Origin of the sequence: Enterococcus sp. HY326, assembly GCF_026157065.1 — a bacterium.
In the GTDB taxonomy this organism is placed as follows: Bacteria; Bacillota; Bacilli; order Lactobacillales; family Enterococcaceae; genus HY326.
The window spans coordinates 155976-180269 of sequence record NZ_JANLGQ010000005.1 but is presented as its reverse complement, the minus strand read 5'-3'; the positions used below and the strand labels follow the sequence as shown (position 1 = coordinate 180269).

Here is a 24294-nt window from a genome sequence, read left to right as displayed (position 1 = left end):
TCTGAGGCAATAGAGAAATAAAGTGTAACTATTAAGGGGGAAAAGTAATGTTGCAATGGCTTGGTTTATTGGCGGTCAATCTAATCATGCCGATTTTGTTGATTATTTTCGGTGCTTTATTTAAAAATGAACCACCAGGAGACATCAACAAGACCTTTGGCTACCGCACAAAACTTTCCATGAAAAATCAAAAAAATTGGGACCTCGCTCAAAAAATACTCGGAAAAATTTGGTTCAAGCTGGGCATATTTTTACTGATTGTCAGCGGAAGCGGAATGCTGCTGATATTAATTTTCACACCCAAAATGCAGGAATCATTGAGCTATGCCATCACTGCGGGGCAACTTATAGTGGTATGTGTATCTTTGCTAAGGATACAAAAGGCGTTGAAAAGTGAAACGTGATGAAGGTTAATTTGCTTGTTGCCGCTAAGTTTGCTAATGGGTGCTTTCATCTAAAATTGATAAAAAGAGCAGTAGATAAATTCTGGATTCAGATAAAAACATGTCATTCAAACTTAGCTCAAATATGATTGAAGGAACGTTTTCTTGTATCTGCTTAAAATTCTTTTACACGCCGTCTTAAAAAGAACAGCGTGTAAAAAAAATTAAATTGTTAGATTATGATATACTAATAGTAAGCACTTTTATAGAAGGGTATTGCAAACAAATCGCTCCATTTTGCGTACGGATAGGAAGATGTTCAAATGATAACTAGTTTTTTATGTACCAATATTTTTTCTCGGAATGCTAAAGAACTGATAAATTTTTATCGGGAAATACTAGAAATACCGATGTTAAAGACAGATTCTGGTGAGTATGATGGTGTTTATTTTGGTTTCATGAAGGAAGCACCATCAATTTGTATTTGGGATGCCACCGTTTGGAATGTTCACCCAAGTGGGAATTATGTCATTTGTGTTTGAATGTGATAGCCTTGAAAATACATGTATGGACTTAAAACAAAAAGGCCTTGTCTTTGCTCCACCAAAAAAATTTGAATGGGGAACATCTGAACTTCGCCTAAAAGATCCGGATAACAACGAGGTAGTGATTGAAGAATTTTTGAAAAAGTAAGTATTACAACTTCCCTACAAATAAGTGACCAAAATATCAATCTGGTAAAACTGATGTATACAAAAAATTAGTCGAACGTGCGATGCTGTTGAGTAGTTTACACAAAGAGAGGAGAGATATACATGTTATGGAGTGAAAAATATACCAAAGAAGTTGAACCAACCCCACAGCAAGTCAAGGAGTTTATCAATAATCCGATGTTTGAAGAGTTAGACAGCTATTTACAAGATACGTATAAAATAAAAGCAAAAAAGGCTTACAGTGGTTGTGCTATGAATCAGGGGATTTGGAAGGGCTGGAACATTAAATATCAGAAAAAGGGCCGTTCCATTTGTACCCTCTATCCCCAAGAAGGATATGTTTTAGCTTTGCTGCCGTTAAATCATGAGGAATTAGCAGAAGCAGAGATTCTTTTACCAACACTTTCCAAGGAAACTCAAGAAATCTATAACAATGCTAAGGTAGGCCGTACTGGAAAATCATTGCCGCTAGAAGTTCGAAATGAAAGTACAGTCAAAGATATTAAACAAATTGTTTCCTTGAGGATTCATGAGTAGCCATTCAAAAAGAACTCATCGGATATCAAATTTTAAGGGATTATCGACTCTATCAAAACAAGTCAAAAGTGACGAGTTAGCTTCGTTACTTTTGACTTATTTAGTGAGTACAGTTCTTACAATAGAATAGGTATCACCATCTGGATTAAATGGTAATGATTTTGGTCTTTGTAAAAATCAGTGGCTAGTGGAATCTGCGGTATTTTTAAAAATAATAGACAACTATCCTACTGTACGAAAGAGAAACAGGGAGGCTTTCTATGAATGAACGCTTGTTAAATAAGAAAATTCAACCCAATGTCGTGGAAATGGCCAGCTATTGTGGCAAGAATGCTAAAAATTTTATAACTTTTAATTCTTTTCTATCGAAAAAATACAATACCATACAAGAAATCCGTTTCCCATATGGCAAAGATTATGGCTGGTGTATTACACATAGAGAGGGAACAAAATTAATTTGTAATGTATTTGCTGAAGCCGATTCTTTCACCGTTATGGTCCGACTTTCAAATCAACAATTTGATTTGGTATACAATGATGTAGACCAGTATTCAAAAGATCTTATTGATACTCGATATCCTTGTGGCAATGGAGGTTGGATTCATTATAGAGTTTCTTCTGATAATCACCTCAAAGCTATTCAAAAAATTCTTTCATATAAGAATTAATTTAAAACCTTATTGGATATTGCATAGCTACTCAATCACTATGATTTAATCAAAAATTCCAGTCCGTTAACGACGGATTTACTAGACTAAAAAATAGCTCTTACCGTATTATTTTGGTGAGAGTTAGTTTCTTAAAATGGAATTATCAAGGAGCTAATTACTCTGCTAACTCAGGGAATAGTATACTGGCAACGTATTTTCTAAATTTAATTATGGATATTTCTTCTATGTCCGATTTGGATTGCCGTAATCACTAATCGTTCATCTTCAATTTCAACGATTGCACGATAATTTTCAATGCGATAGCGCCAGTAATTGCCTAAATTACCGGTGAATGCTTTTCCTTGTTGTCTTGGATTAGTGGCGCCATCTACATTCTTGTATAGCCATCGAACGATTAAAGCAGCTTGGTGCTTATCCATTTTTCGAAGTTGCTTTTGTACTTCTTTACTAAACTCTAGTTGGTAAACCATTATATGTCACTGAATTCTTTTAGTATGTTATTCATAGAAACGGTTTGTTTATCATCTTCTAACCACAACTTATGTGCAATGTCGGCAGTTTGTTTATCATATTCATCTTCTAACTGCTCCATTGAATAATTCTTCATCAATTCAGATAGAGTAATACCATAGAACTCAGCCATATAGTCTAACCATTCTTTTTCTTCGTCACTTACTCTGATTGTAATCATAGCCATAAATAATCAACTCACTTTCTTGTGTTTCGTTGTAATACAAAATGAAGAGAAAGTAAAATCTACTTATCAGGTATCCACCAACGACAGATATCATAGATTTAATTCAAAAAATCACACCAGCATGTTTTGCTGGATAATTGCTTTTCTGTTGATTTCTACTAGTAAAAAAATTTCTTTGTGTCTCTGGCAAGCAAACACAGAAGTAGCTCATCTGAATCTTTATAATGGAGAATTATGTTTTCGTTTTTGATAAGATTAAATAGACTTAGTCTTAATTACATAGCAATAAAAAAGGAGGAAACTTGATGACAAAAGCTGAATGGTATGAAGGAAAAGAAGGCCGGGCAGAACACCTAGTTTATTTGAACAAAGAAGGAAAGGAATTGGAAAAACTGTTGGATGGAACTAAGACGCTTATCATTCGAGGGGCAGCTGGTAAAAAATCTCCATTGGGTGGTAGAGCGAAAGTTGGCGATTTGACTTACTTTGTTGAAACAGGTGGCGATTTGACAATTAATTATCGGGGAGTTATTACAGAAGTTGTGGAATCACCTAAAATGGATAAAGAAGAGTCGATTCAGTTTATTGAAAAATATGAAGATGAACTAAATCTATCAAAAAAACAATATGAACGCTGGGCAGGAAAAAAATATCTTGCTGTATACAAAATTGAACAGATCGAAACAGTAGAACCTTTCAAATTTAATCGAGAAAAAGATATGGACGATTGGATTATTACAGATGATATTAACAAAATTAAAGCATAATTAGGTTGGGCTTGTTGGATAAGAAGTCAATTAACAATGAAATTCGTAGAGTCACAGGAAATTTTTCAAACTTTTGCAATACTGATTACACAAAAAATTCACAAATTCCAGTTATTATGTACTCATCCCAATAAAACAAACCCAATAAAACACTTTTTCATTTTTTACTCCTAAACCCATCGGTCGCCGCCGATGGGTTCCCTTTTTGTCTTCAGAAAAAAGGAACTTTTTCTGAAGATTAGCGGGCCGCATACAGTTCAACTAGTAGTGAACAAAAGATTCTCTAGGCATGAAGGAAGTTGAACTAGCATCCTAAACCCGTCAGTCCCCGCTGACGGGTTCCCTTTTTGTCTTCAGAAAAAAAGTTTTTCTGGAGAGCGTCGGTTCGCATGTAGTTCAACTAAAAATTTAAATATACTGATATGAATAGAGACCTTCAATGAAGTTGTGTCTCATTTTTCTTAAAGGGAGGACCGTTGGAATTCTAAATTTCCATCTCTGTCCGCGGGCATTGAATTGCCAAGTTGCCGCAGCAAATAAACTTTCCTTCAAGGTACTATTTGTTATCTCCGAGAAGTTGAATTCAACTTTTTGAATAAGTTGATTAGATATTTTACTGATGAATAGAATGGTTAGTTTCTCAGAACTCAACAAAAGAACAGCCTGCTCTGTGATGACAGATAGGCCCCTTGCTTCAGCGTAGCAAGGAAGCATATTCGCTTGACCATGCAAGTTTTTTAACTCATGGATTACAGACTCTCTTAAAATAATCATTTCTCCTCACCTCAGTCTGATTATACCAGAGCCACAGTAGCGGAAAGCACATTTCCATTGGTGAACCTATTTCATTTTCATTAAGGAACCTTAAACCAAGAATTGATAATTTTTAAGCATTATTCAAAATGAATTTTCTTGTACTGGTTAAAATCTTTTCAAATAAAGCAAAAATTTCTTGAAGTAATTAAATTTTTGTTGAATACTTGGACTAAATTCATATGTGTGGGAGGGTTTATATGATAAAGCTTATTTTGCTAACGGCTTCTCTGCTTCTTTTCTCTGGGTGCAGGTCAATTGATAATGCGCAAACAGACTACAGCACTGACACTTCAACTAACAGCTCAATAAACAATTCTACTAGTGACTCTGATTCAAATAGCTCAGATAATAATAAAATTATATCTAATTGGGGAGTGATAACGAACGAAGAACGGCTGACTCAATTTATCGACAATTTTGAGCAAAATACTGCGGATAAGATTAGTATCGAAAGTTACACGATTGAAGGCGATCCTATCTTTCAAACACTTATTTATGATGGAACACGAATTGAATTGATAGAAGATTATTCTTTTGATAGTTACCAAAATCAGCCTGAGCTTACGTCCCAGTATTATAATCAAATTATTTTCAGAAATGGTCAGTATATATTACAAGACACAGATAATGAAGCAGAGTTTTTGCTTATTCAATTAGCTGAAGAAACAACGGACACCATAGAATAAGCAAGTCTAATTTCTCTAACAAAATTTATCAGTTCAGCTTGTATATTAAATTATCCAGCCCGCTAAAGAATGTTTGGCGGGTTTTTATGTACGTTTTTTTGGAAAACATCCAAGCGCTAAGTAGTTCAACTAACGTAAATACTCCTCACTGTTATCAAGGAATTGTTCAATGGTTCCTCCTTCTAATCGGTTCTAGCCCCCTAATTTTTTTTCATTTCTATTTTTTCTGATTATCCAAAGCAAATCCAGTCAATCTCAATTCAATTTTCAAAATTGAAAGTTGTGATTTTGAATATTTTCTGAAAAATGAGACTAAAGTACCATAGTTTTTCATTTTCATTATGGGAAAATGAAAGAGTAATGAGAAACTAAAAGGACAAAGGAGATAAAAAGATGTCAGTATTAACTGCAACAGAGCTGAAAAAAGTTTATGGCTCAGGCCAATCAGCTTTTCAAGCTTTACGAGGAGTCAATATTTCAGTAGAAAAAGGAGAGTCTGTCGCCATTGTTGGTAAAAGTGGTTCTGGTAAATCCACTTTAATGCATATTTTAGCTTTATTGGACAAGCCCACTTCTGGAGAAATTTTATTATTAGGAAACGATGCGACGAAAACCAGTAAAAAACAAATGAATCATTTGCGGAATCAAACATTTGGTTTCGTTTTTCAACAATTTTTTATGAATACTAAAGATACCGTCTTAGAAAATGTGATGCTACCATTAAAAATTGCCGGAATTTCTGGAAAGCAGCGCAGAGAAATGGCGCTGGCAGCTTTGGAGGCTGTTGAATTAGATGATAAAGCCAAAAATAAAGCGAATGATTTATCTGGTGGACAAAAGCAAAGGGTCTGTATTGCGAGAGCAATTGTCAATAATCCTGAAATTATTTTTGCGGACGAGCCTACAGGAAATTTAGATTCCACTACTGGAGATAAAATTGAGGAGATGTTATTCAATTTGAATAAAGAAAAGGGCATCACCTTGATTATTGTTACCCATGATCCAGATTTAGCTGCTCGATGTGATCGTCAAATTCATATCAAAGACGGCTTAGTTGTGGAGGGAGAATAAAATGAAATTATTGGATATTTTAAAATCAGGAAGTTCAAATTTGTGGCGGAATAAAGGACGGACAATCTTAACCATTATTGCCATTTTTATTGGGGCCTTTACGATTGCTTTAACGAGAGGAATTAATGTTGGGGTGAACACTTACATCGATCAGCAGGTCGCTGGTGTTGGTGGAGAAAATCAAATGATGGTGCAACCGGCTTATGAATCTGGTAACAGCGATGGCCCAAGTGAATATCAAGAAGGCGAACAAGGAACTGCTGAAGCGGATTATCTTACTCAAAGTGATTTAGATAAAATTGCGGAGATTAAAAATATCGAAAGCGTGGAGCCTATGCTTTTGCCAAGCATCGATTATATTCAAGGAAACACGGATAAAAAATATGTTCTTAACAGCATGATGGATATGGATTTATCGATTGAGTTAGAGGCTGGAGCAGCGATTGATAGTAATGATTCAGCTTACCAAATTTTATTAGCACCAGAATATTTAGACAGCTTAGGCTTTTCCTCTGCAGAAGATGCAGGTGGCAAAACGGTCACTTTAGCTGCCACTGCTCAAGGGACTGGTGAACAGGAAACTGTTGAAGCCACTATTGTGGGCGTGCGTGCAGCTAGTTTGATTAATGGCGGACAATCAATTATCAATGAGTCTTTAGCCAAAGACTTATTGGCAATTAACGAAGATGGTTTACCCAATACTTTAACGGGTAGATATTACGGTGCCACTGCTACTATGAAAGACGGTTTAAGCGACGAAGAAGTAGCGGACATTGAATCAGCATTAAGCGATGCTGATATGATGGGAATGACTGTCGAAGAAGAAATTGGTTCCATTCGCAACGTCATCAATGCGATTACGGCTGTCTTGACGATGTTTGGCGGCATTGCTTTGTTAGCAGCCAGCTTTGGGATTATTAATACGCTGTATATGTCCGTTCAAGATCGGACTCGGGAAATTGGTTTAATGAAGGCGATGGGTTTAAGCAATGGAAAAATTTTCTTAACCTTTAGTGTAGAAGCCTTATTGATTGGTTTCTGGGGTTCCGTGTTAGGAATTTTGGGTGCCATTGGAATCAGCGGCTTAATTAATAATTGGGCGCAAGATTCCTTCTTGTCAGGCTTAGATGGTTTAACTTTATTGCAGTATAATCCAGCCTCAATCGTGATGATTATCGTGGTGATTATGCTAATTGCTTTCTTAGCAGGAACTTTTCCAGCTAACCGTGCAGCCCGTCTAGATCCAATAGAAGCATTGCGTTATGAGTAAATAAAAATAAATATGAAAATCAAAGCCAGCAGAATCAGCGATGATTTCTGCTGGCCTTTTTGAATTCTGGTGTTGAAATATCCTAGGACGCATTTATCAGAAAAGTTAATTTAACGCTGTTTATTACTGTTGGACAGTCTCATTTCGATGTGTGGCGTTCCTTCAAAAATAAATTGAGTGCCTATTTTTTTAAATCCATGTCGTAAATAAAATGGAGCGACTTGGATCTGAGCTTCCATCTCGATAGGGAGTTCCGGCCATTTTTGCTTTTGCAAAAGCAAAATCTGTTCAATTAGGCGATTGGCTAAGCCTAGCCCCCTGTGATTTTCAGAAACAACGAAGCGACCAAATGTCAAATAGTCAGGTTTTAGAAAAACTCTGGCATAAGCAGCGACTTCCACTTCATCCGAGGCTTGATAAAAAATATGGTAGGCTGATTTATCATAGGTATCTGCTTCATGGTAAATTCTTTCTTGCGCCACCACAAAGGTATCAATTCTCAGTTTCATTATTTCAAAAAATTCAGTGCTGGATAAATCAGCAAGTTTTTTAATTTTCCACATTTGAGATGCCTTCTTTCGAAAAAAGAGATATAATTATAGTTGTAAATTCAACTATTAGGAGATGCTTTTATGAATGAAATTGAAATTTTTCGTCTTATTGGTGCCATATCAAGACAAGCCACAACCGCAATTAATCAAAAAGTGAAACAATTAGGTCTTGATAATAATTTGTTTTTATATTTACTCAGAATCATAGAAACCGAAGGGCTCAATCAGCAAGAACTAGCGCAAAAAGTTAAGGTGGATAAAACGACTTTAAGCCGTGCGCTAGCAAAATTAGAAAAACAGGGGTACATTACTAAAGAAGCTAGTCAGTCAAATAAAAAATTTAACGAACTCTTTCCTACGGAGAAAGCAAAAGGATTGTATAATCAGATTTTTTCTCTTGAAAGAAACTATATTGCGCAAGCTTTTTCAGAAGTGTCGCCATTAGATCGAGCCGATTTATATCGAATTCTTGAAAAGATTCAATCATCAATGACCTAACAGGATTGTACTTTATAACGGTTGCATTTGCAACTAAAAAGCTTTCGAATGTCAATAATAATATTCTTTCTAGAATAAATGCGCAATAAACAGACTATTTTTGTTTGATAGTTTGTAAAAATTTCTTATTCGATTTGATTAAATAGATGCCAAAGACAATGTAGATAATCAGTAGCACTCCAACCGCAAGGAAAGTTTGTTCTAGTGAGCCCTCTTTACTGATAGATGCAAATAGATTAAATAATGTGTGGAGAAGCATCGTCGTGTAAATGGAGTGAGTCTTAAGGTATAGAAGAGCAAAAATAATTCCTAACAAAAGAGCATTAACGATTTGCAGCAGGACTAAAACTAACGGAAATTCTGGATTAATACCACTTGCTGCATGCAAGAGACCAAACACGATACTCGAAAACCCAACATAAACTTTTTTGTTGTCTTGTAAGAAAAAGAAAAACACACTTCTAAATAAGGATTCTTCCACAAAACCGACCAGTACCATTTGTAACAAAATAAGTCCCACAAAGGTTGGTGTCAATGAACGATTAAAGCCTAAGACTAAAGGTTGGATCAGTATAATGGCCATTGAAAAAAGGATAATAGTAAGAGTTAACTTGGGTTTTCTAAAACCAAAAAGTTTTAAGCTGGCATCTTTTTTCCGCATGTAGCCAGCAATAACTATGGAACAAAGGGCAAAAGCTAAAATCTGTAGAGCAATAACTCCGGTATCATTTAATTCGAAAATAACACCTATTGCAGAAAAAATACTCACCACTAAAGTGAGTGCAAAGCCTGTGGCAATTAATTTGATATAGACAGTTTTCATATAAATTCTCCTGACAATTAATTTTCTAAACTATAGCATGGCCTACAACAGGAAAATTTGCTAAAATTCCTATATATCGGACACTAGGGGTGAATATATGATTGGTAATGTTGTGAAAGAAATTCGGTTAGCCAAAGGTATGACACAAAAAGAAGTCTTCAGCGGTGTGGTGTCAAAGTCTTTTTATAGTGACTTTGAGGCGGGCAAAAGTTCAATTGAAACCACAAAATTTATTATGTTATTGGATAATTTAGGGATTTCATTTTCTGAATACAGATATTTTGAAAGAACCACTTATGAAAATTTAGAAGAGCAAATTGATAAATTATACAAGCGAGGTAAGTTTGAAGAATTATACGAAATCTATTTAAGATTCAAAAATGATATTTCACCTAAAAAAAGATATGCAGCAATTCATGCCTATTTGCTGGTCTTGTTAACAAGAGCGAACTTTTACCAATTTTCTCGAGAGCCTTTTTTCGAAATTGTCAGTGAGATTGAAGCCTATAAATCTTGGACACTGAGAGAAATTAAGCTAGCCAAACTAGTGTTACTGTCACTTTCTGAGAAAGAACAGGAAGGAGCGGCGTCAATTCTCACACGAATTGTTGAAGAATTGCAAAAGTATCAATTGTTTGATGAAAAAATATATTTTGAAGAAATTTGCGAGCTATATTTTAATCACATTCAAAGTCTACTAGTTGTAAATAATATTGAAGCTGCCCAAATAAAGCTAATTGAATACCAAAAAGAAGCTGCCCAATCAGATAACTTACATTTACTCATTCAAGAAAGTTTTATCAGTAATTTAGTTTCTTTGTATCTAGATTTTCCCAACAGCCAGCAAAAGCTTAGTGCTTTTTTGAATAACTTAGATCAAAAAAAATCGTCAGAATTTATTTTTTATCGAATCATTGTTGATATCCACCAAGAAAAAGCTAAAAACTACTATGAAAGATATAGTAAAGCTTAAATCTTTAGTTAGTAGATACACTAAATAGCCCGCCAAACGATGTTTGGTGGGCTATTTTCTTGAGGGGATTTTATTCATAGCTATTGTTAAAGTTAGTTGATTTTATGACTAAATCAAGACCTGGTTGGCACTACAACGGAAAATCCCTACTATTGGAGCATTCTTTGACTGTAAACTAGATGCTTACAATTTTTTGCAAGTTCAATTGTTATAAGAACAATTAATTCTCATTGTAGTATTGGTCCAATATTTTTGCCAAGTCTTTTGGATTTTCTTCATTGACAACATGTCCAACGTATTCCATGATTTCTAGTTTGCCCGTTTAATATTCCCTCGAAATAATATGCAGATTTAAGGTTAGCACGATCCTTTTTCCCACATATAATTAAAGTTGAGCATTTAATAGTTTTTACTTCACTGCTAAAGTCCAGTTCCTTCATAGAATTTCCCAAAATAAATGGTTGCTTTTTATTAAACGCCATGTTTTGAAATACCGATTTTGGTAAGAACTTAAAAATCTTATTTTGAATACTAAATATAACTCGTGGTACTTTATGTGGTGTACTTATTAGCACAAGCGTTCTTTCTTTTCCCGGGTAATCCAAAGCATAATTTAGTGACAAAATACCACCTAATGAGATGCCGCATAAGTCGAGTTCTTCATCCATTTCGTTACAGTAATTTGCAAATGAAGTATAAAGATTAGTATAGGTTGCTTCTTTTTCATTGAGAAACTCAGATAAGTTAGGACATAGTATATCTTGCCTTTTTCCATAAATGTCATTGTTTAATTCCAACTAGTAGCTTGATGTCCTGAGCCGTGAATCAAAATTTTTTTCAATGTAGGCCTCCTCATAATCTCTATCTTGTTTGTCTCAATACTATCATAGCAGAATTGATTTTGGCAGCTGAAGAACGGAAGCTCAGTTTTGAAATATTAATTTTTGAGGCGTAGTAAATGAGCGCTAATAGAGTGAAAAATTTTTTTGAAGGACAGTTGTTTGTTAGGATGACTGCGGGAGGATTGTTAACTAAGTCAGGTCTTAGCAGATTATCGACAGATTCCACCTACTCTGAAAATCTTGCATCCCCTAAAGATTTTTTGATGGTCCCTGTAGATGACTAAGATGATTTATCTCTAGTCGATTTTGTTATCTTGTTTAAATAAAAAACAATTATCAGGGAAAAAAATGCGGCTACAAAAATGATACAATTTTGAATCAGTTGATCAGTCACTGCTACTCCTTTATTTAATATTAATGATATAGGAGCTCTACTGGTCAACATAACAATAATCAGCAGAGCCATATCCAACATTAGAAAATATTGAGACAAATCCTTTTTCATGTATGTTACCCCCTTTATTAAATTGAAATTTGGATTATTTATAGAAATTTCACAAAAAACAGAATTGCTTTGAGAACAATCAAAATGAGTAATAAACAAAGATACTTAAGCAAGGTAGTTTCTAGTTTGGAAGAGAAAGATTATTTATATTCATTGTAGAGTTCAAAAAATAATCTGCAGGCCACTGGTCATTAGACGATAAATTTAACAGGGCCATAACTCATTTTAACAAACACATTATTTGCCAATAAATGTTTAGCATACCTAATCTAAATCTTCTTCAGTATAATTTTATTTGCCGCCAGAAGTTCGTTCAATTTGATGTATGATGCCGAGTGTCTCGCTATACCGTTATGACCTGGCGGAGCTGCCCATCAGTTTTGCTACTTCAGAATATCCACATGCTGTCGTTTATAAACTTACTTTAAGTATCTACTAATTAAAAATAATTGTCTAGAAAGCCTATAAACTTTTAGGCAAAAACGAGAGTAACAATCAAAACAAGTGAATCTCTATCTAGTATAAAAAGAAGCGCATGATAAAATATAAATCAGGATGGATATTTTGTTAACAGAGAGTAGGCTTGATATGGAAAAAATTAGAATTGATTTTATCACTGATAAAAAACTAAAAAGTAAAATCGTGAATGAGGTACTTAATGATTTACCAGAATGGTTTGGAATTGAGGAAGCTTTGCTTAATTATGTCAATGAGGCCGAACAATTGCCTCTTTGGGCTGCTATAACGGAAGGCGAAGTTATCGGTTTTATAGATTTAAAAGCTACGAGCGAAGACACAGCCGAAATATCTTGTATGGGAATCAAAAGACAGCATCACCGCCAAGGCATTGGAAAAATACTTTTTTCATCATTAGAAAATTATGCCAAGGAGAACTACTCGTATTTACAGGTCAAAACTGTGAATGAAGGCACGACACCTGGATATGATAAAACCATTCAATATTACCTTTCCTGCGGCTTTTCTAAACTCGAAGTTTTTCCTACCCTGTGGGATGAACGAAATCCATGCTTAATTCTTGTTAAAAAAATTGGAGGCTAGGAGTTTGCTTTAATGGTGGAAGAATTTTTGAGTTTAGATTGATGCTGATAGGTTTTATGGACTTCAATATATCTTAGAGTTTTGTCACTACTAATTTGGAGTAGCTAGTAGTGATTTTTTATGTTCAATAGATGAAAAAAAAGTTACTTAATACAAGGGTTAATCTATTATCCATAACTGAGCTTTGATAATGGAATTAAATTTTAGAGAAAATGTTTACTGTATAATCATATTAAAATTGACGAAATCAACTTCAGAATATTGCTTTATTCAAGGCGAATTTTGAAGTTGATTTGTTTTGAGTTTAATACTTGTTTTCGATTAGAACAAAAGATATACCCAAATATCATTGTGGGTTGAAAGCGCAACCGTTATATTGGATATAGGAGCTGAGGGTAATGATGGATAATCAAGATTTAGTAATTCTTCATGAGATTACATTTAGAAACGAAAGAACTATAGAAAATTTAGAAACAAAGTTGGCTATGTCAAAAAGACAAATAACGTATGCACTAAAAAAGGTTAATGAATTGCTTAACGAAAATTCCCAAGAAGAAATCTGTACTTCCGGAAGTAAACTTTTAATATCGACAGCATCCGAAAATTTTCTACAGAACTATCTGTTAAAATCAAGTATTTTTGAAGAAATTTATCATTCAAAAAAAAATCGACAGTTGATGATTTTATTAATCTTATCCTGCTCTCTTGAATTTTTGTCTTTGGATCACTTGATAATAATGCTGGATGCTAGTCGTTCGACAGTATTAAACGATCTGAAGGATATAAAAATTTTGTTGGCTGAAAATAATTTAGAAGTTACCTATTCACGAAAACGAGGTTATTACTTATTAGGCAATGAGGAAAATATAAGGTATGCCTTAATGCAAATAGTTTTGAAATGCTTAAATGAGGATCATGGTGAATTGTTTCTTGAGAATTTCATTTTCAAGTATTTAGAAATAAATAGTTTGGATTTTGAAGAGAAAATACTCGAAGCGTCACAAAATTATCATATTCATTTTTTTGAAAACAAACTTAAAGAATTTACTTACTGTTTTATTTTATTAAATCAACGGCTTAAGAGCTATACAATGAACTCTGATTATTCAAAAGAGGCCTTCCATATAGAAACAAATGAGTACAAATTCAGTGAATTAATCTGCAATTACTTTGAAATTACAGATAAGCAGAACATTAGCTATGTCAGTGCTTGGATTGCAGGAGTTTCCTCGGGTGACATTACTAAATCAACGAATGATAAGGAGATGATTGAACAAATTGTAAGGCGCTTAATCTCAAGATTCGAAAGTCTTGCTGGAATCCGCTTTTTAGACACGAATGTTGTAGTAAGGCGTCTGTATGAACACGTTAGACCAGCATATTATAGGATTTTATATCAGTTGCCTATCTTTAATCCATTAACAGAGAAAATTCAAAAAGAGTATGCTGAAATGTATTCATTAGTTAAAGAAGCTCTCAAGCCACTGCAAGCTCTATTTGAAAGTGAACTTCCTTCTGATGAGATTGCATTTTTAACAGTTCACTTTGCAGCCTCAACTTATGAAGAGCAAGAAAAAAGAATAAAACGTAATCGCGGATTAGTATTGTGTCCTAGTGGAATAGGAACTTCTCTCATTCTTGTTAAGGAGCTAGAAGCACTGTTTCCAAGTATTGAATTCGTAACAGAAAGTTCTCATGAAAAAACTGATATTTCAAGTTTTGATATTATTTTTACTACAATAATTACCCAGTTTCTATTTAATAGCAATATTCCTTTTATTGTTGTTAATCCAATTATGAATCCTAAAGAGAAATTTGAATTAATCGGTAGAGTCTACGAGATAATCAATAAGGAGCCACTAATTAATCCCCAAGTAAGAGATGTTTTGAATATAGTAAAAAAACATGTGAATGAAGAACAATATTTTAAAATTGAAAACGATGTATTGATGCAATCGGATGAAATTAATTCTCATGTAATTATAGAAGATGGAGGTGATTACCCATTGCTAAGTGAAGTTACAAGTAAAAAGTTAGTAAAGTTGAATGTACCAGCATCAAATTGGGAAGAAGCTATTCGCAATTCAACAGATGTGTTAGTGAAAGAAGGTAAAGTATTACCAAGTTATATTGATGGCATGATTCAAACGACAAGGGAAAGTGGCCCTTATATTGTAATCACAAAGCATGTTGCTCTCCCCCATGCACGTCCCGAATCAGGAGCAAAGGAGATTGCGATTAGTATTGCTACATTGGAACATCCAGTTGTGTTTGGGAATAAAGAAAATGATCCTGTGAAGTATGTTTTTGGCCTTAGCGCACTTGACAATAAGACTCATTTGACTGCTATGGCAGAATTAGCAGAATTATTGGACCAGAAAAAGTTTTATGACGTGTTAGATACAGCAAAATCTCCAGAAGAGATAATTGCTTATATTCTAAAATTTGAAAGTGAGGAATGAGAAATGAGCGAAATGAAGCAAGCATTAATTGCCTGTCGCACAGGTATGGGTTCCAGCATGATGTTAAAAATTAAAGTGGATCAAGTGGTGAGAGCCAATAAATTTCCCCTTGAAGTACAGCATAGCACATTAGATGATGTGAAAAGCTTTAAGGGAGATTTGTTGATTACTATGGCAGATGTTGCTGATGAGGTGAAAGGGCAGGTACCGTATATTATTGGAATAAATAATTTAATGGATAAAAAGGAGATTGAGGACAAATTGAAAAGTTTTTTTGCTAGTCAAGAATAACAAAAGGAGGAAGAGAGATGGAAATTATTCGTGTTATTGTATTTGATTTATTGTCTTCTGCACCAATTTTGGTTGGAGTGATTGCTTTAACAGGGTTAATACTGCAAAGGCAATCGGCCGACAAAGTTATTTCAGGAACACTTAAAACAATTGTAGGATTTCTAGTTTTTGGTGTCGGCTCAGCGGCGGCAGTTACTGCATTAGATAGTTTTCAAGTCTTGTTTGCGGAAGGTTTTGGTTTAAAAGGTGTTTTGCCTCTAGCAGAAGCTGTGACTGCATTAGCTCAAGAGAGGTTTGGTACTACAGTTTCAATGGTGATGTTGATAGGTTTTGTCTGTAACTTGTTGGTCGCAAAATTTACACCATTAAAGTACATTTTCCTAACAGGACAACATAATTTGTATCTTGCGGCGTTACTAACAATCATGTTGAAAGCTTTAGGAGTTAGCAATGCTGTAACCGTGGGACTTGGAGGATTGATGTTGGGAATCTGCGCTGGACTATTTCCAGCTATCGCACAGCCATACATGCGAAAAGTGACAGGCGATGATGAATTGGCTATGGGGCATTATGTGACTGTTGGCTATGCGTTATCAGGCTGGATTGGTTCAAAAGTAGGTAAACCCGAAGATAGTACAGAAAATCTTAAACTACCTGCTTGGCTAACAATGTTTAAAGATTATGTAGTTGGCGTTTCAATCACGATGGTCATCTTTTTCTATGTTGCGGCTATCGCTGCAGGAAAAGTGGCTGTTGAAGAATTATCCGGAGGGGTAAATTGGTTAGTATATCCGTTATTCCAAGGTTTAAGTTTTGCGGCTGCTTTGTATGTCATCATTACAGGAGTTCGACTATTTTTGGGTGAAATTGTAAGTGCCTTTGTGGGGATTTCTGAGAAACTAATTCCTAATGCAAAACCTGCATTAGATTGTCCAGTAGTGTTCCCATTCGCCCCTACAGCCACTGTGATAGGTTTTCTAGCAGCCTACGCTGGAGGTCTCGTGACTATGGTAATAATGGGCATAATGGGAACAATCGTTATTATTCCTGTTGCAGTCCCATACTTCTTTATCGGAGCTACAGCTGGTGTATTTGGTAACGCTACTGGAGGTTGGAAAGGCTGTATCGCAGGCTCATTCATTGTCGGAATATTAATTGCTGTTGGCCCAGCATTAATTTATCCAATTATGGAGAACATTGGCCTAACGGGTACATCTTTCCCTGAGACCGACTTTAATATTGTTGGTCTACTAGTTTATTATATCGGACAATTCTTACAAAACATATTCTAAAATTCGAAGGAATCAAATTTATTGGAGGAAATATGATGAATACAATTGATAATAAATCTGTTTCAACAATGAGAAGCTTAGTTGTGGATAGCGTTGAAAACGCAAACCATGGTCATTTAGGTGCCCCATTGGGAGCTGCACCAATGGGTTATGAGTTGTTTAGGTATCATATGAAGCACAATCCAAGAAATCCTAAATGGTTTAACCGTGATCGCTTTGTCTTAACCTCAGGTCATGGATCAATGCTTCTTTATTCGCTATTACATTTGTCTGGATATGAATTGTCTATGGATGACCTCAAACAATTCAGAAAATTGAATAGTAAAACGCCAGGTCATCCAGAAGTCTTTCACACACCTGGTGTCGAAGCGACAACTGGTCCTTTAGGTCAAGGGTTTTCAATGACTGTTGGACTGGCTATTGCGGAGGCCCATCTAAGAGACAGATTTAATAGAAATGAATATAACATTGTTGATCATTTTACCTACACTATCTGTGGAGATGGGGATTTAGAAGAAGGCGTTGCTATGGAGGCTGCTGCAATTGCTGGAAAATTGGGACTTGGGAAACTTATTGTATTATATGATTCGAATGATGTTACCTCAGATGGTCCTTTAAGACAATCTGCCCATGAAGATATTCTAGCAAAGTTCACAGCTATGAATTGGCAAACACTATTTGTAGAAAATGGGAATGATTTAGAAAAAGTTTCAAAAGCAATTGTGAAAGCACAAAATGAAACACAAAAACCAACGTTGATTGAAGTAAAAAATATTATTGGCTTCGGATCAACACTGCAAGGGACAGAAAAGATTCATAGTAATCCTGTTGGCGTAGAAGAAGCTAAAAAAATCAAAGCTGCAATTGGTTGGGAATATGAAGATTTTTTTGTTCCTGAAGATGTAAAAATGAATTTCAATGAGATTGTTGTTGAAGGTGAAAAGTCTGAAATGGCGTGGAACTCTTTAGTTGAGGAGTATAAACATGAGTATCCAGAATTAAGTGCTGAGCTTGAGAAAATTATTTCCGAAGAGTTTACGGTTACTGAGAATTCTTTACAACCTTTCACTGAAGAAAAAATGGCAACACGTACTGCGAGTGGAAAAATGTTAAATAGAATCTATAAAGATTTACCAATTTTAGTTGGTGGTTCAGCCGATTTGGCTTCTTCCAATAAGACAACAATTGAAGGACTTCCTTTTATGGATGAAGAAAATCATGAAGGCCCGAATATTTATTTTGGAGTACGTGAATTTGCTATGGCGTCCATTTGTAATGGTCTAACTTTACACGGTGGGTTAAGAGGATATTGTGGAACTTTCTTAGTATTTTCTGATTATATGCGTTCTGCAATTCGACATTCTGCATTGATGGGAGTTCCTGTTACGTATATTATGACGCACGATAGTTTACAAGTAGGTCAAGATGGCCCAACCCATCAGCCAGTTGAGCACTTGGCTTCCTTGAGAGCAATGCCGAATTTAGTGGTCTTCAGACCTGCTGAAGCGAACGAAACCATTATTGCTTGGAAATTAGCAGCAGAATCTAAAGATCGTCCATATTTAATTGCTTTAGGGCGACATGATGTTCCCGTAATTGAAAATGTGAATTTTGAAGATGCAGAAAAGGGTGGCTATATTTTATCAAAAGATTCAGACACACCTGATTTAATCTTAATTGCTAGTGGATCAGAAGTTGAAATGGCTCTAAAAGCGAAAGAGCAGTTGGGGCAACATAAAGTAAATGTGGTATCTTTCCCTAGTTGGGAGCTCTTTGATGCACAAAGTGAAGAGTATAAAGAATCTGTATTACCAGAAAAAGTTGTAAATAAATTATCTGTTGAATTAGGATTAACAATGGGCTGGTCCAAATATGTGGGGGCAAAAGGCTTCTCATTAGGTGTAGAGCAATTTGGGAAATCAGGTCCTGCAGGAGATTTATTACAAGAATATGGCTTTACAGTTGAAAAAATTGTGGAAGAAGCCCAAAAATTAATCAAAAAAAACAAATAGAAAGTAGATAGGATATATATAGTTAATTAAATATAAAAATTATTTGTGTGTATCCTTTAAAAATTATTAAATAGTTCATTGGTTGATTTCATTCTTTACTCTCCTTAGGCCGCTAGTCACTACGATAGCGGCCTTTTCTTTTGGTCAAATTATTTTATTAATGAGTGTCTTACGCTAAATTATATTCCAAGGATTTGCCGATTTGAGCATAAAGTTTAATTTAAATCAGAAAAGACTGTAATGCCTGCTTCATAAAATGAAGTAATATACTCTTGATAGGTTGTATAAAAAATTTCTACTTCATTTTTAGTCATTTCGTCTGAAGAAGCCTTGCCGTTTAATGGCTCTAAATCATTATTTAAATTGATGTAGCTACCTTCCCCGTTATAAAAAATAATTTTATTCGGTTCGTTAATTACGAGTGATTTCTTTTGACCATCACTGACTGTTACTACCCTAGGAGCTATCTCAAAATCTAAATAAGGAGTTGAGTATTTTGTTTGATACGAAGATAAATAGACGTATAACTGGTCTGATTTCACATAATAACCTATATTGCTCAAACCCTCTGGCAGTTCAACTTCCTCTGTTTCCCACGAATAGTTATCTAGCTCTGATTGGCGGTGATTTGTCCATAAAAGCCAAGCGATGTTTAACAAAATAAATCCCACAACTAGTAGGGAGGTGATGATAATTAACCATCTCCATTTCCGCCATTTTTGACCTTCCTGTAAATTTTTGTCCAACCGTTTCACCATATCCAAATCCCCCTTGATTAATTCATCTAAAGAGAGTTCAAAAATATCACTTAACAAGACTAGCGAGCTAATATCTGGATAGGTTCGTTCATTTTCCCAACTCGAAATAGTCTTGTCAGAGACATGCATCAAAGTTGCTAAATCTTTTTGTGTCCAAGCCATATTTTTTCTTTGGTGCGCGATATTATTTCCGATAGCCATTTTTAATCCCTCCTTGAAGTAATCGTATAAGGAAGACGCAAAAATGCCTACCTATGTATTGTAGAATCCTTATTTGAAAGGCTTTAAACTAGAATGGGTCTTAAAAAAGACAGGTATTCACTCATTTAATTTTCTATAATAAACCAATTCTATAATGCAAAAACACAAGAAAAAGTTACTTCAAATACAGGTATATGGTAAAAAAAGCTGTAGCTAAAATAAAAGCGCAAAGGACAAACATTACAATCCCCACGAAAGGAGCAATATCCGCTGCTTCTTTCGTATGCTCTTTAAAGTTATTACCAGCAATCAATCTCAGCCATTTTTTATTTCTAAATTTAAACCCGATTAAGGCAAATAAGCCAGCAAGAATCAGTAAAAAAAGCGTAATGAGAATCAACATTTATTTCCTCCCTAAGGTGTTTTATATCTTCTTCTAGTGTATCATTTGAAGAATGAAATAGACTCATTTTAAAGGTAGTTTCCATAAGATTTTTTATTTCATTTGCTTAAACTTTTATAAAGCTTAAAATTAAGCCAGCCCAAAGAAGATTCTTATAGCAGATGTTAAAAGATTTATCCAGTTGAAAGCTAAATAACTATCAAAAATGATTAGCATAAAGTTGTTTCAACCTTTCTATGGAAATGAGAGCTCCCGCACAACAAAGTCACATCCTACAAACCTACTTACACAAAACCGCCCGCCAATTGAGATATTTGGCGGGCTTCTTTATATCTAAAAATTAAGGCTATCATGCAAAACCAACAGCGACAGCGTTTGTTCCAGAGCTTCTGAGAAAGACGTTGATGACGACACCGTCTTGTGGAAAATAACCCTCTTTTTCAGTGTTTGCGTTAAAATCTTTGACTGAAAAAATGACAATATGTTTAAATTTCATCTCTTTTACCTCCTTTTTTACAAAGATACCAAAGTTTTTTGACATAAACTAGTATAAATTTTTTTTTTTAATCTGTCATTGTCAGATTAATCCCACGAAAATGAAAGAAAATCGTTAGGGAAACCCATTTGGTATGGAGGTTATTTTTTGTAAGATAAATGTAGCAATAGAAAACTATCAACGTCTATGAAAAAAGACAGTAGGAGGCGAAATGTTGATGCTTAAATTACAGATGCAACCGTCAACCAACAGATTTGTCAAAATTGAAATCAGTCGTTTTGTTCGTTGGGTAGAGAATAACTACCGCTTTCCGTTACAACTACACCTTAATATTACCGGTGCAAATCAGGTAAGAACACGCTATTCAAATGGCATTTTTGTAGCTTCTTCGTTTTTTCCGTATGATGAAGGACAGCCGATAGAAATAAACATTGCCACGGGTGATTTCTTTTCATTGGTAGCGTCTGACGGAAAAGATGCTGCAGTTTACATAACAATGCTATCCATCGCGCAACAATTAGCTTATTATTTTCAAGTTGTTAAAGATAAAGAATTAAATCGTCAGGATTCATTGGCTGAGGCCCTGATGATAACTGAAAAATATGAGGAGTTTAGAGGCTATCTTTATGAAAAATAACCAAGCAGCTTATGTTAACCGTGAAAAATAAAAAGGAGGATTCAATATGCACAAACAAAATTTGATTGAGATTTATACGACTCTTTCCCCAGATGAGTCTTTTAATTTGGGTAAGAAAATATTGGAGCTGCCTGATTTTATCGTCTTTGAAATGGTGTCAGAGTATGGTACATTGGATTCAATTGCGGCTTTACGCAAAAGTCTAATCACAGAAACGGTCAGTGAGTCTAGGTATCTGAATTATTTCAATTTTGTGACGCGTCTCAACCAAAAAAATGGCGTTTATGATCCATATTTACTCAAGAGCAGTGTAGATAACTTGGTAAAGTATGACAATGTTTATGACTTTGCTTTACAAGAAAAATTGGTTGTAACCATCCTTACCGACACGACAGATACCAGTTTTATTGGACGACTTATCGAGCACAGCAAGTCTCAGCTAACCCTTCAACCAATGGATTATTCTTTAGAAAAGGATGCGCCAATCACGATAGCTGAAAAGGATGTTTCGGTGATTGACATACTCAGTATGGAAAATTTTTTCCTTTCGCAGTATTGGCATTATCAAGAAGAAATTAGTTGACCGTTTAATTTATCTTATCTTGCTAAAAAAATATCTAAGAAGCGGAGAATACCATGGCGCTAATCAGTCACATTACTTTTATTGTTAAAGATTTAAAGCGTTCTGGGAAAATGTTAAGCAACATTTTTGGGGCAACTGAAGTTTATGACAGTAGTCCACAGCAGTTTTCTCTTTATCCGGAAAAATTTTTCTTAATTGATTCCTTGTGGATTGCATTGATGGAGGATTCTCAGGCTGCTTTGCCAAAAAGCTACAATCATATTGCTTTTCAAATAGCGGCTTCTGAGATAGATGACTACCTTATGCGGATTGAAAATGCGGGCTTAAAAATTGAACAGGGGCGTTCGCGGGTTAAAGGTGAGGGTGCTTCCCTTTATTTCTATGATTACGACAATCATTTGTTTGAGTTGCACACGGGCACCTTGGAGGAACGTCTAAAAAGATATCAATCCACAGCCCCGCAGACAAATAATTTCACTATTTGAGAAATTAGAAAACAGCCAAGTAATGTAGGGACCCTAAAAGTTAGATTTTTGGTCTAACTTTTGGAGATTACTTCAGATTACTAGGCTGTTTAAATCCAACTTGAATGGACTTTTAAAATTTTTGAAGTAGCCGGCTAAGTATAGGGAGCCGGTTACTTCTTTTTATTTGTAACAGATAGACAACTAATTTAGTATTTTCTTTTTTTGATGTAAGCATTCGGCGCTTGATCAAATCCGACTTTTGGATAATAAGCCATTGCGGACTCAGAAGCGAGCAAAATGAGGGAGACTTCATCACCAATTGCTTTTTCGACACAGGCAATCAGCGTAGTGCCGATTTTTTCATTTTGATAGTCTTTATGAACGGCTAGGTCTGACAAGTAGCAGCAATAGCTAAAATCGGTCACACAGCGGGCGATGCCTACCAATTTATCTGCATCCCAAGCAGTATAAATCAAGTCCGAATTTAAAATCATTTCTTTAATTCTGGCAGGTTGATTGATTGGACGGACAATCCCCGAAGCGGCGAAAAGCTCAATCACATCCGCCTCATTCAGCGTACTGCGTTTTCCATAAGTTATCATATTGGACACTCCTTTTCTATTGAGAAATATTATCGTAACAGTGATGTTAAAACCATCGCTGGTTGAAAATGTAAAAATATTTTTTTAGGCAGTATGCAATTTCCATGAGTCAAAAGCTAGACTAGATTATTAGCTTTTACAGAATGAAAAATTTTCAGAACACCTTTATAGAATTGCATTTTCTTGGTTGACCTCTAGAAAGTGAAAATCAGATGCATCGAAAATTTCAAATGGGTAAAAGATGCCTTGTAGATTCTTTTCATTGGTTAAATAATTTGCCATAAAAGCAGCGCAATAGGCTGTCATTTCGTAATCAGAATGAAACTTCAGCACCATTTCATGCATATTATTTTGCGAATTTTCTCCCTTAGCTCCTCGTAATTTTAGATAGATGGTTTCATCAGGCTGTTGATTATCCAAATTTATCTTAAGCTTTCTGAAGCAGCCAATCAGGAAATTGGTGAGATTGTGCTTGATTACAAAATGAATTATTGAATTGAATGGGGCACTGTTCCACGCTGTGTAGTAAGTCACCCTTTCAAGGGGCAATTTCTCCTGCAATAGCTGCGCCTCATCATGATTAATTTCTCTTAATTTGAAGCTCTGCTTTGCAAAAGTTTCTACAGATAGATTATTGAAGCCTCTGCTGCCGTCAACAAGCTGCTTTGAAATAATCGTTAGCATGTCATGGATGCCAGTTATTCCCACATTGGCATTTTTATTTTGCAATAAGAAGACATCAACTTGATCAATTTCTGGAAAATCTGCTTTAAAGGATTTAACCAAAACTCCGCAAAAACCTGGGAAAAAGCCGGCCATCACAATGAAAGCTGACTCAGGATTTGGAATGTCCTGTCTAAGTTTTTCAGGGAAATTTTTAAAGGCGGTGACGTCCACACAAGGGATTTTACGGTTATTACAAATTTTCTGAACCAACAACTCTTTTTGAGGGACCGCCACAATCACAGAAGTTAAATTTTGCGAAAGAGCAGCGTCAATACTAGTTGCATCATTGATATCGATCTCCATGAAATTATTTTTCTCAATTGTGAGTTTTTCAGCTGTTTTCTGTCCTCTAACAGCTTGATAATCACTGATACACAATTCAATTGTGTCAGCGAAAAATTTTTGAATCGCCTCGCAAATCTTATAACCTAAGCTCCCTGATGCCCCAACAACCAGCATTCTTTTTTTATTTTTAATGTGTTTTTCCTCCATGTTTTTTCGT

General features: G+C 35.1%; 31 protein-coding genes. 19 read left to right on the top strand and 12 right to left on the bottom strand.

Annotated features, from left to right (window positions below):
• Nucleotides 1-47 precede the first annotated feature (47 nt).
• From ORH16_RS13640 to ORH16_RS13620, 5 genes are all read left to right on the top strand, one after another.
• Entirely contained in the window at nt 48-404 is a 357-nt protein-coding gene (locus tag ORH16_RS13640; RefSeq protein WP_265459402.1) for an SdpI family protein, read from the top strand.
• Nucleotides 405-706: 302 nt separating this feature from the next.
• Entirely contained in the window at nt 707-925 is a 219-nt protein-coding gene (locus ORH16_RS13635; protein WP_265459401.1) for a hypothetical protein, read from the top strand.
• Entirely contained in the window at nt 909-1076 is a 168-nt protein-coding gene (locus ORH16_RS13630) for a hypothetical protein (RefSeq protein WP_265459400.1), read from the top strand. The genes ORH16_RS13635 and ORH16_RS13630 overlap by 17 nt, the downstream gene beginning before the upstream one ends.
• Nucleotides 1077-1198: 122 nt before the next feature.
• Entirely contained in the window at nt 1199-1633 is a 435-nt protein-coding gene (locus ORH16_RS13625) for a DUF3788 domain-containing protein (RefSeq protein ID WP_265459399.1), read from the top strand.
• Nucleotides 1634-1893: 260 nt separating this feature from the next.
• Nucleotides 1894-2301 (top strand): DUF3788 family protein, encoded by a 408-nt coding sequence (locus ORH16_RS13620; protein ID WP_265459398.1) that lies wholly within the window; start codon nt 1894-1896, stop codon nt 2299-2301.
• A gap of 206 nt (nt 2302-2507) precedes the next feature.
• Here the strand turns inward: ORH16_RS13620 and ORH16_RS13615 are convergent, their stop codons facing one another.
• A complete protein-coding gene (locus ORH16_RS13615) occupies nt 2508-2774 on the bottom strand; it encodes a type II toxin-antitoxin system RelE family toxin (protein WP_265459397.1) in 267 nt (88 codons plus the stop codon).
• Nucleotides 2774-3001: a type II toxin-antitoxin system RelB family antitoxin gene (gene relB, locus ORH16_RS13610; RefSeq protein ID WP_265459396.1), complete on the bottom strand. Its 228-nt coding sequence runs from the start codon at nt 2999-3001 to the stop codon at nt 2774-2776. Before relB ends, ORH16_RS13615 begins: the two co-directional genes overlap by 1 nt.
• A gap of 305 nt (nt 3002-3306) precedes the next feature.
• Between relB and ORH16_RS13605 the strand changes: the two genes are divergently transcribed.
• Nucleotides 3307-3768 (top strand): hypothetical protein, encoded by a 462-nt coding sequence (locus tag ORH16_RS13605; RefSeq protein ID WP_265459395.1) that lies wholly within the window; start codon nt 3307-3309, stop codon nt 3766-3768.
• A gap of 408 nt (nt 3769-4176) precedes the next feature.
• Here ORH16_RS13605 and ORH16_RS13600 read toward each other — a convergent pair whose 3' ends face one another.
• Nucleotides 4177-4542 carry a hypothetical protein gene (locus tag ORH16_RS13600; RefSeq protein ID WP_265459394.1) on the bottom strand — a complete coding sequence of 122 codons (366 nt, stop codon included), beginning with the start codon at nt 4540-4542 and terminating at the stop codon, nt 4177-4179.
• Between the two features lie 239 nt (nt 4543-4781).
• Here ORH16_RS13600 and ORH16_RS13595 point away from each other — a divergent pair, with 239 nt between their 5' ends.
• The 3 genes from ORH16_RS13595 to ORH16_RS13585 all read left to right on the top strand — a co-directional run bounded on the left by ORH16_RS13595 (nt 4782) and on the right by ORH16_RS13585 (nt 7611).
• The gene (locus tag ORH16_RS13595) at nt 4782-5270 is read left to right on the top strand and encodes a DUF4362 domain-containing protein (RefSeq protein WP_265459393.1); all 489 of its coding nucleotides are present in this window, start codon (nt 4782-4784) and stop codon (nt 5268-5270) included.
• Nucleotides 5271-5663: 393 nt separating this feature from the next.
• Nucleotides 5664-6341, top strand: a complete 678-nt coding sequence (locus ORH16_RS13590; RefSeq protein WP_265459392.1) for an ABC transporter ATP-binding protein — start codon at nt 5664-5666, stop codon at nt 6339-6341.
• Between the two features lies 1 nt (nt 6342).
• Entirely contained in the window at nt 6343-7611 is a 1269-nt protein-coding gene (locus ORH16_RS13585; RefSeq protein ID WP_265459391.1) for an ABC transporter permease, read from the top strand.
• A gap of 110 nt (nt 7612-7721) precedes the next feature.
• Here the strand turns inward: ORH16_RS13585 and ORH16_RS13580 are convergent, their stop codons facing one another.
• Nucleotides 7722-8174, bottom strand: coding sequence for a GNAT family N-acetyltransferase (locus ORH16_RS13580; protein WP_265459390.1), 453 nt, complete (start codon nt 8172-8174; stop codon nt 7722-7724).
• Nucleotides 8175-8243: 69 nt separating this feature from the next.
• Here ORH16_RS13580 and ORH16_RS13575 point away from each other — a divergent pair, with 69 nt between their 5' ends.
• Nucleotides 8244-8660, top strand: a complete 417-nt coding sequence (locus tag ORH16_RS13575) for a MarR family winged helix-turn-helix transcriptional regulator (RefSeq protein ID WP_265459389.1) — start codon at nt 8244-8246, stop codon at nt 8658-8660.
• 94 nt (nt 8661-8754) lie between these two features.
• Here the strand turns inward: ORH16_RS13575 and ORH16_RS13570 are convergent, their stop codons facing one another.
• On the bottom strand, nt 8755-9483 hold the full coding sequence (locus ORH16_RS13570; RefSeq protein ID WP_265459388.1) for a CPBP family intramembrane glutamic endopeptidase: 729 nt from the start codon (nt 9481-9483) through the stop codon (nt 8755-8757).
• A gap of 97 nt (nt 9484-9580) precedes the next feature.
• On the opposite strand from ORH16_RS13570, the gene ORH16_RS13565 reads away from it, so the two are divergent.
• Nucleotides 9581-10456 carry a helix-turn-helix domain-containing protein gene (locus ORH16_RS13565; protein ID WP_265459387.1) on the top strand — a complete coding sequence of 292 codons (876 nt, stop codon included), beginning with the start codon at nt 9581-9583 and terminating at the stop codon, nt 10454-10456.
• A gap of 275 nt (nt 10457-10731) precedes the next feature.
• Here the strand turns inward: ORH16_RS13565 and ORH16_RS13560 are convergent, their stop codons facing one another.
• The gene (locus tag ORH16_RS13560) at nt 10732-11253 is read right to left on the bottom strand and encodes a hypothetical protein (RefSeq protein WP_265459386.1); all 522 of its coding nucleotides are present in this window, start codon (nt 11251-11253) and stop codon (nt 10732-10734) included.
• A 325-nt stretch (nt 11254-11578) separates the two neighbouring features.
• Complete coding sequence (locus ORH16_RS13555) at nt 11579-11803, bottom strand: hypothetical protein (RefSeq protein ID WP_265459385.1); 225 nt, start codon at nt 11801-11803, stop codon at nt 11579-11581.
• A gap of 588 nt (nt 11804-12391) precedes the next feature.
• On the opposite strand from ORH16_RS13555, the gene ORH16_RS13550 reads away from it, so the two are divergent.
• The 5 genes from ORH16_RS13550 (at nt 12392) to tkt (ending at nt 18919) form a co-directional block, all read left to right on the top strand.
• Nucleotides 12392-12862 (top strand): GNAT family N-acetyltransferase, encoded by a 471-nt coding sequence (locus tag ORH16_RS13550; protein WP_265459384.1) that lies wholly within the window; start codon nt 12392-12394, stop codon nt 12860-12862.
• A 398-nt stretch (nt 12863-13260) separates the two neighbouring features.
• Nucleotides 13261-15324, top strand: a complete 2064-nt coding sequence (locus tag ORH16_RS13545; RefSeq protein ID WP_265459383.1) for a BglG family transcription antiterminator — start codon at nt 13261-13263, stop codon at nt 15322-15324.
• A 12-nt stretch (nt 15325-15336) separates the two neighbouring features.
• A complete protein-coding gene (locus ORH16_RS13540; protein ID WP_265459569.1) occupies nt 15337-15615 on the top strand; it encodes a PTS sugar transporter subunit IIB in 279 nt (92 codons plus the stop codon).
• A gap of 17 nt (nt 15616-15632) precedes the next feature.
• Nucleotides 15633-16907 (top strand): PTS ascorbate transporter subunit IIC, encoded by a 1275-nt coding sequence (locus tag ORH16_RS13535; RefSeq protein ID WP_265459382.1) that lies wholly within the window; start codon nt 15633-15635, stop codon nt 16905-16907.
• Between the two features lie 32 nt (nt 16908-16939).
• Nucleotides 16940-18919: a transketolase gene (gene tkt / locus ORH16_RS13530; RefSeq protein ID WP_265459381.1), complete on the top strand. Its 1980-nt coding sequence runs from the start codon at nt 16940-16942 to the stop codon at nt 18917-18919.
• A gap of 215 nt (nt 18920-19134) precedes the next feature.
• Here the strand turns inward: tkt and ORH16_RS13525 are convergent, their stop codons facing one another.
• The 3 genes from ORH16_RS13525 to ORH16_RS13515 form a co-directional block, all read right to left on the bottom strand.
• Nucleotides 19135-19878 (bottom strand): helix-turn-helix domain-containing protein, encoded by a 744-nt coding sequence (locus ORH16_RS13525; RefSeq protein ID WP_265459380.1) that lies wholly within the window; start codon nt 19876-19878, stop codon nt 19135-19137.
• Nucleotides 19879-20053: 175 nt separating this feature from the next.
• Nucleotides 20054-20281: a hypothetical protein gene (locus ORH16_RS13520; protein ID WP_265459379.1), complete on the bottom strand. Its 228-nt coding sequence runs from the start codon at nt 20279-20281 to the stop codon at nt 20054-20056.
• Nucleotides 20282-20630: 349 nt separating this feature from the next.
• Nucleotides 20631-20777 (bottom strand): hypothetical protein, encoded by a 147-nt coding sequence (locus ORH16_RS13515; RefSeq protein WP_265459378.1) that lies wholly within the window; start codon nt 20775-20777, stop codon nt 20631-20633.
• 217 nt (nt 20778-20994) lie between these two features.
• On the opposite strand from ORH16_RS13515, the gene ORH16_RS13510 reads away from it, so the two are divergent.
• Genes ORH16_RS13510 through fosX form a run of 3 tightly spaced genes read left to right on the top strand, consistent with a single transcriptional unit; the run spans nt 20995 to nt 22482 of the window.
• On the top strand, nt 20995-21414 hold the full coding sequence (locus ORH16_RS13510) for a hypothetical protein (protein WP_265459377.1): 420 nt from the start codon (nt 20995-20997) through the stop codon (nt 21412-21414).
• Nucleotides 21415-21460: 46 nt separating this feature from the next.
• Nucleotides 21461-21997 carry a hypothetical protein gene (locus tag ORH16_RS13505; RefSeq protein ID WP_265459376.1) on the top strand — a complete coding sequence of 179 codons (537 nt, stop codon included), beginning with the start codon at nt 21461-21463 and terminating at the stop codon, nt 21995-21997.
• Between the two features lie 53 nt (nt 21998-22050).
• Nucleotides 22051-22482 (top strand): FosX/FosE/FosI family fosfomycin resistance hydrolase, encoded by a 432-nt coding sequence (gene fosX / locus ORH16_RS13500; protein WP_265459375.1) that lies wholly within the window; start codon nt 22051-22053, stop codon nt 22480-22482.
• A gap of 188 nt (nt 22483-22670) precedes the next feature.
• Here fosX and ORH16_RS13495 read toward each other — a convergent pair whose 3' ends face one another.
• Together ORH16_RS13495 and ORH16_RS13490 are read right to left on the bottom strand one after the other, a co-directional pair.
• A complete protein-coding gene (locus ORH16_RS13495; RefSeq protein ID WP_265459374.1) occupies nt 22671-23066 on the bottom strand; it encodes a GNAT family N-acetyltransferase in 396 nt (131 codons plus the stop codon).
• Nucleotides 23067-23231: 165 nt separating this feature from the next.
• Nucleotides 23232-24284, bottom strand: coding sequence for a saccharopine dehydrogenase NADP-binding domain-containing protein (locus tag ORH16_RS13490; protein WP_265459373.1), 1053 nt, complete (start codon nt 24282-24284; stop codon nt 23232-23234).
• Nucleotides 24285-24294: the final 10 nt, after the last annotated feature.